The organism is Endozoicomonas sp. ONNA2, from assembly GCF_024606365.1.
GTDB lineage: Bacteria > Pseudomonadota > Gammaproteobacteria > Pseudomonadales > Endozoicomonadaceae > Endozoicomonas.
The window spans coordinates 1-7,506 of sequence record NZ_JAHHPO010000033.1 but is presented as its reverse complement, the minus strand read 5'-3'; the positions used below and the strand labels follow the sequence as shown (position 1 = coordinate 7,506).

The window sequence follows — 7,506 nt, the reverse complement described above, 5'->3', positions numbered from 1 at the left end:
CATAGCTAAGGCTATGCTCCCTACGTTGCGCCTTGCATAGTAACTGTCCACTTAGTCAGAAATATACGACTCCATTTGGCCAACTACTTAACGTATATTGAGTTGAATGGCGACTGGCTCAAGCATCTTAACGTTTATTTTGTAAAAGTATGGCTGCTGAAGGTTGTCAGCAGTAATCAAGGACAGTGCTTCCACCTCAATCATCTGTTCAATATCGAAAGACGAGGTATCATCGGAGCGGTTGTCGATCAGCGAATATTGTTGCAGTGATAGTATCGTCCTCACTGAAATATCCCTATTATCAAGAACTCTTATTTCGGTTCTTATATTTCTTTCAGGCATTGATAAACTCAAGTTTTTCCCAATGAAATACAGGTTTAATAAGTTGTGGACAATATTGGCCGATCGTTGGCTACAGAGAAACGTCAGGGCGTGTATTCGTTTGGGAGAGCCCAGAATTTTGTCAAGTTTTGCTGCAATCAGGGTTTGAAACATCTGTTCACGACTATCACGGTCTGAATGGTTGCCAGTGTCAAATGTCATTTGGTCGAGAATAACGCCACTCTCTTCCCTTTCCTTATATGAACAGGTTTTTGTATTGCTATAGATGCTAAGTAGTGGACGACCTGATGCCGAGTAAATATCAAGATTCATCCCTCTTAGTAAATCATTTGAAAAAATGGTACTCAATTTCATATTGGAGGAGGCTTCGAGATCTTTTTGATATTCTTTGTGCAGGTGTTTGTTGCACACATCCAATTCTTTGTGTTCCAAATCGTCCATTGACAATGAGTAAAGGTTTTGTGACAGGTTTGTTAAATGCCTTTTAATATCAAAACTGCTACTTAAATAGTCTTCGACCTGGTCAAGAACAGTAGTAATAGTTGCTGTTCTGTGGCCAGGATGGTCCAGAATTGTTGAATGGTGTACCACTGATTTTCTGTCATCTCTGAAGCTTTGCATAGCGCTGCCCAGATTTTCCCCGAATTTCATCAGGTAGTAATTTGTCAGGGTTTGCATTTGCTCATCACAGGATAATGGCAGTTCATTTAATTGGTTCAGAAGTGTTCGCATTCTATTTGGGGAAAGAATACTGCCAACAAAAATCTTGATTGTTTTGGTTTCAGTTATCTGCTGCCAAAGGCGTATAAACTCTTTGGCATGTTTATTCATATCAGGGCGATTGGATAAACGAGGTGTGCTCGTGCCAGAGAGGGGCGTTGCCCGTTTGTTCCGAAGCGATGATATAGGCCATTGCTGACTGACTACTGGTTGTAGATAAGGCACCATCGGGGATATTAATCGCTCAGAAAAATTGGTACTCAGTGATGGCCTTATGGGGGCTGAAGACAGTGATTGAGCTGTCTCCAATGGCCTTTGTGGGTTATTGGCTGGTTGCGTGTAAGTGTTTGTCAACATGTGATTGCCGCTCATTCTGCCCATTGGCTTTTCTCTTGAATACCATTGTTTAAGTAGCTGGCCATATGGAACGGCTACTTATCTCTTCATTGAAAACTAAGTTAGAAGTATTTACCGCAGGTCGCCTATCAGGAGCAACAGAAAACTGATAATCTCGAAAAAATTTTCCAATGCGATAATTTGCAAGACAGGTTAAACAGTGTGCGAGCCAGTTTTTATCCTATACAGCTTCATCATGGATGTGGGAGGCTTACTTCATGACCACCGGTTTCTGGAAAGACAAGTACCCACAAGGCATTCCTGCAACCATTGATGTTGGGCAGTATCGCTCGATTATTGATGTACTGGAGTACAGTACCCGCAAGTTTGCCGACAAGCCTGCATTCAGCAACATGGGGCATGAACTCAGCTATTCCCGCCTTTACGAACTCAGCGGCCATTTTTGCAGCTATTTGCAGAATCACACCGACTTACGCCCTGGTGATCGGATAGCCATTATGTTGCCCAACGTCATGCAGTTTCCTGTGGCGGTGTTTGGTGCGCTGCGTGCCGGATTGATCGTGGTGAACACCAATCCGCTCTATACCGGGCGTGAGATGGAGCATCAGTTTCGTGATTCCGGTGCCAAGGCGCTGGTGGTGCTGGCTAACATGGCCCATATGGCTGAGAAGGTAATTCCCAAAACAGCGATCAGGCATGTTGTGGTGACTCAGGCAGGGGATATATTGCCGACCTTCAAGCGGACGCTGGTGAATTTCGTGGTCAAGCACGTCAGGCAAATGGTGCCTGACTATTCACTGCCGTCAGCCGTGTCGTTTACCACTGCCCTCAATCGTGGTGCGTTGCGTCATTGTACGGATATTCGCCGGGAAAATGATGATGTCGCCATCTTGCAGTACACCGGTGGAACGACAGGTGTCGCTAAAGGTGCCATGCTGACCCACCGTAATATTCTCAGCAATATGTTCCAGGTCAAGGCGCTTGTCGGGGGTAATTTGCGGGAAGGGGAAGAGCTGATTGTTGCGCCACTGCCGCTTTATCATATTTTTGCTTTTACCGTACATTGCATGGTGGCTATCCTGCTGGGTGAGCACAATATGCTCATCACCAATCCCCGGGATATGAGATCCTTTATCAAGGATCTGACCGGTAAGCCCTTCAGTATGTTTATTGGGTTGAACACCCTGTTTGTTGGGTTGATGAACCAGGAAGCCTTCCGTCATCTTGATTTCTCCTATTTGAAAAACACCATTTCCGGCGGTATGGCACTGCAACTGGAAACCGCCGAGCGGTGGGAGAACCTGACCGGCAGTCGTATCTGTGAAGGCTATGGTATGACGGAGACTTCGCCGGTGGTGACGATTAACCCGCCGGGTAAAATCAAACTGGGAACCATTGGCCTGCCGGTGCCGTCCTGTGAATTGAAGGTGGTTGATGCTGATGATAAGGATCTGCCCATTGGTGAAGCAGGAGAACTGTGCATAAAAGGTCCCCAGGTGATGAAGGGGTACTGGCAGAGTGAGCAGGCCACTGAAGAAGCAATGCTGGATGGCTGGTTGAGAACTGGCGACATTGCCCGAATAGACGAGGAAGGTTATGTAACTATTGTCGACCGTAAAAAAGACATGATCTGTATTTCCGGCTTCAATGTTTACCCGAATGAGCTGGAGGAGGTGCTCTGTACCCATCCGGATGTCTCCCAGTGTGCCGTGATCGGGGTTCCCGATAAACGCTCTGGAGAGGCGATCAAGGTGTTTGTGGTGTCCGCTAATCCCGGGCTGACCAGAGAAGAAGTGATTCAATTTTTCCGGCATAACCTGACTGGCTATAAAGTACCCAGGCTGGTTGAGTTCAGGGATGAGCTGCCGACCACCAATGTTGGCAAGATCCTCCGTCGTCATTTGCGTGATGAAGAACTGGCGGCCCACCATAGCCGGTAGTGGATAAAATTCCTGTCAGGCGGCCATTCAGGCCGCTTTTCCAAACCAGTATAATCATCACATATTCCATACAAACGGGAGTACCTGGGTGTCCGGCTTTTCCGATAAGCAACTGCGCCAGTCTATCAATCAATGCATGATCCGTGATCGTTACCGCTTGCGGGGGCAGTTGCGTCGGCTTAAACGGGATGATGAGGCTGGTCTGGACCGGATACAAAAAAAAATAGCGTCATCCCTGTCACTGGTGGAGCACAGACAAGCTGCACTTCCTGAGATCCGTTATGGGCAGGAACTGCCGGTTATCGATCGAAAAGGTGACATAGCCAGGGCGATCCATAACCACCAGGTGGTGGTGGTGGCTGGTGAAACGGGCTCAGGCAAGACAACCCAGTTGCCAAAAATCTGCCTTGAAGCGGGTCGTGGCATTTTTGGCACCATTGCCCATACCCAGCCTCGCCGACTGGCCGCCCGTTCCGTTGCCAATCGCATTGCTGAAGAGCTTGGGGGAACCCTTGGGGAACAGGTTGGTTACCAGGTGCGTTTTACCGATCACTCCACCGAAACCACCCTGATCAAGTTGATGACCGACGGTATTCTGCTGGCCGAGATTCAGAATGACCGTTTTCTTAACCGCTATGACACCCTGATTATTGATGAAGCCCATGAACGCAGTCTGAATATTGATTTTCTTCTGGGCTATATCAAGCTGATTCTGCCGAAACGACCGGACCTGAAAGTGATCATCACGTCCGCCACCATTGATGTTGAACGGTTTTCAAAGCACTTTGATCAAGCGCCGGTGATCGAAGTCTCTGGCCGCACCTATCCGGTAGAGACGTTATATCGACCACTGGAAGATCTTCAGCTGGAAGGGCGGGATGCGGACCAGCGATTACAGCAGGGGATTCTGGCGGCGCTGGCAGAGATTGACAGCCTTGAACGGGCAGGCAAGGGCGATGTATTGGGCGATGTACTGGTGTTTCTCAGTGGTGAACGGGATATCCGGGAAACTCACCAGTTTCTTCGGGAGGCAAAACTGCCCCATACTGACATTCTGCCATTGTATGCCCGCCTTTCTGCTGCAGAGCAGAACCGGATCTTTCAGGAACACTACGGTCGTCGTGTTATTTTGTCGACCAACGTCGCAGAAACCTCGTTAACGGTGCCGGGCATTCGCTATGTGATTGATCCGGGCACGGCGCGTATCAGCCGCTACAGTGTTCGGTCAAAAGTCCAGCGACTGCCGGTAGAGGCCGTGTCACAGGCATCGGCCAATCAACGTAAAGGACGTTGTGGCCGTGTGGCAGAAGGTATCTGCATTCGCCTCTACTCTGAGGAGGATTTTCTTTCCCGCCCGGAGTTTACCGATCCGGAGATTCTCAGAACCAACCTTGCAGCGGTTATCTTGCAGATGCTGCGGATGGGGCTTGGTGATATTGCCGCGTTTCCGTTTGTTGATCCACCGGATGGCAAGGCTATTAATGATGGCTTCAAGCTGCTGCTGGAGCTGGTGGCCGTGGGTAAAGACCGGCGCATTACCCCGGTTGGCCGACAGCTGGGGCAGCTGCCGGTGGATCCCCGCCTTGGGCGCATGCTGATTGAAGCCAATAAAAATAATGCCCTGCATGAAGTGCTGATTGTTGTCAGTGCCCTGGCGGTGCAGGACCCCAGGGAACGTCCGCAGGACAAACAGCAGGCGGCTGATCAGCGACACCGTGAGTTTTATCACGATGACTCGGACTTTATGACCTATGTGAATCTCTGGGAAGCCTATGAAGGGCAGCGGCAGGCCCTGTCCCGGAACCAGCTGCGCAAATACTGCAATAAGCAGTTCCTGTCTTTTATGCGCATGCGCGAGTGGCGCGACCTCCATCGACAGCTGACACTGGCCTGTAAAGAGCTGAAATTCCGGTTAAATGACAGTCCTGCCAGCTATGGCGATGTGCATAAGTCTCTGCTATCTGGCCTTTTGTCGCAATTAGGCAGTAAGAATGACGAAGCGGATTATATGGGTGCCAGGAATCGGCGCTTCTATCTGTTTCCGGCATCGACGCTGTATAAGCGCAAGCCGAAATGGGTGATGGCGGCGGAGCTGGTGGAGACCTCCCGGCTCTTTGCCCGAACCAATGCCAAACTGGAGCCCCAATGGATTGAGCCGCTGGCAACGCACCTGGTCAAACGGAACTATTTTGAGCCCCACTGGGAGAAGAAACGTGCCCAGGTGGTAGCGTTTGAACAAATCACACTGTACGGATTGATTGTGGTCGGTCGTCGTCGGGTGAATTATGGCCCGATAGATCCGGTGGTTGCCCGGGAGATCTTTATCCGTGAAGCCCTGGTGGAAGGACACTTTGATTCCAGAGGTGCATTTCAGCAGCATAACCTGGCATTGATTGAAGAAGTAGACGAGCTAGAAGCCAAGTCCCGCCGCCGGGATATTCTGGTGGACAGTGACACGCTCTACCACTTTTACGATGCGCTGATTCCTGCGGATATCTGTAATGGTGCCGGCTTTGAGCAGTGGCGTAAAGGGGCTGAACGACAGAAGCCTGATTTGCTCCACCTTACCAAAGACTATCTGATGCAGCATGAAGCAGAGCATATCACCGTCAACCGATACCCGGATCGCTTCCGCTGGGAGGGGCTGGAGCTGCCCCTCAGTTATCATTTTGCCCCGGGTGAGCCTGATGATGGTGTAACCCTGACCGTGCCTGTAGAGGCATTAAGGCTACTGCCCGGGTATCGTCTGGAATGGCTGGTGCCCGGTATGCTGTTCGACAAGTGTGTGGCCCTGGTTCGATCCATGCCCAAACCGGTGCGCAAGAACTTTGTCCCTGTGCCTGATTTTGTCAATGGCGCACTGGAATCGCTTGCTGCCTGTGATGAGCCGTTGACCGAAATGCTTGGACGGCAGCTGACCCGTATGTCCGGTGTGCGTATCCTCGAAGAGCACTGGAACAGGGATAACCTGGATGCGCACTTGCTAATGAATATCCGGGTAGTGAATGAAGATGGTGATGTGATTGGTCAGGGGCGAGATTTGCATAAGCTCAGGCAACAGTTCTCTGATCACGTACAGGATACCATCCGTAAGCTGGCGAAAAGTCATCTGGAGCAGGAAGGTCTGCTGGACTGGACCTGTGGCGAGCTGCCCCGTGAGATTACCCGCAAAGCCGGTGGACTGGTATTAAAGTCATACCCGGCACTGGTTGACCAGCGTGATTCAGTGGCTGTTCAGCTGTTTGAAAGTCCGGCAATGGCTGAGTTTGAAAACCGCAAAGGGTTGACCCGACTGCTGAGAATCAGGCTGTCCACTCAGCTTAAGTCTGCCTTGAGTAAAATGACCAGATTAAAAGAAACCCGGTTGCTGGCGACCAATCTGGTGAATCAGGGGCAATTGGAAGATGATTTACAGGGTTTGATTATCAGCGCCGTCTATCTGAATAAGGACGTTGAACTGCCCAGAAACCGTGAGTCATTTCTGGCATTGCTTGAGCAGCATAAAGGCGACATTGTACCTTTTGCCGAGAAGATCGATCCCATTGTTTATGAGATATTTCGTATTGCCCAGGGCATTAGCCGACAGTTGAAAGGCAAGATCAGTTTTGATCGGGCACTGGCCCTGGCGGATATCAGGCAGCAGGTGCAAAGGCTGTTGCAACCGGAATTTATGAGTTCAGCCGGGATGGAGTGGTTAAGTCATTATCCCCGCTACTTCAAGGCGATTGAGGTCAGGCTGGAGAAGCTGCCAGCCCAGGTCAACCGTGATCGCGCCTGGACGGAAGAGTTGACCATCCTTCAGCAGAAATATGACCAGCGCCGGGAGGCTCATAGCCAGCACAAGGTGATCGATCCAAATCTTCAGCAGTTTTATTGGATGATTGAAGAGTACCGGGTGTCCCTGTTTGCCCAGCAACTGGGTACCCGTTTTCCGGTATCGGACAAACGTCTTCGTAAACTGTGGGAACAGGTTGAGGATATTTAAGCAAGGTTACTCCCCGGAGAGTCAGCGTAACGACCTTTTGGAAATTATTGTTCACGCTTGCCAAAATACGCATCACAACTACCCTTGCCTTAGGAATTGTCTGTAAATAAGGAGCTGTCCTGAAATAACTTCGACATTTCTACAGACGCTACCCGCCGCCCG

3 protein-coding genes are annotated in these 7,506 nt (G+C 50.1%); 2 read left to right on the top strand and 1 reads right to left on the bottom strand.

Translation table 11 applies throughout. The features are described from left to right. Positions 1-87: 87 nt before the first annotated feature. A complete protein-coding gene (locus tag KDK14_RS00420) occupies positions 88-1,419 on the bottom strand; it encodes a hypothetical protein (protein ID WP_257263041.1) in 1,332 nt (443 codons plus the stop codon). 257 nt (positions 1,420-1,676) lie between these two features. Between KDK14_RS00420 and KDK14_RS00415 the strand changes: the two genes are divergently transcribed. Both KDK14_RS00415 and hrpA read left to right on the top strand, forming a co-directional pair. Next, positions 1,677-3,359 (top strand): AMP-binding protein, encoded by a 1,683-nt coding sequence (locus KDK14_RS00415; RefSeq protein WP_257263040.1) that lies wholly within the window; start codon positions 1,677-1,679, stop codon positions 3,357-3,359. An 88-nt stretch (positions 3,360-3,447) separates the two neighbouring features. Continuing rightward, positions 3,448-7,344, top strand: a complete 3,897-nt coding sequence (gene hrpA, locus KDK14_RS00410; protein ID WP_257263039.1) for an ATP-dependent RNA helicase HrpA — start codon at positions 3,448-3,450, stop codon at positions 7,342-7,344. The last annotated feature ends 162 nt before the right edge of the window (positions 7,345-7,506 follow it).

Excerpts from the sequence above, each read along its gene's own strand:
- KDK14_RS00420 (WP_257263041.1), bottom strand. The coding sequence starts at position 1,419 with ATGTTGACAAACACTTACACGCAACCAGCCAATAACCCACAAAGGCCA.
- KDK14_RS00415 (WP_257263040.1), top strand. The coding sequence starts at position 1,677 with ATGACCACCGGTTTCTGGAAAGACAAGTACCCACAAGGCATTCCTGCA.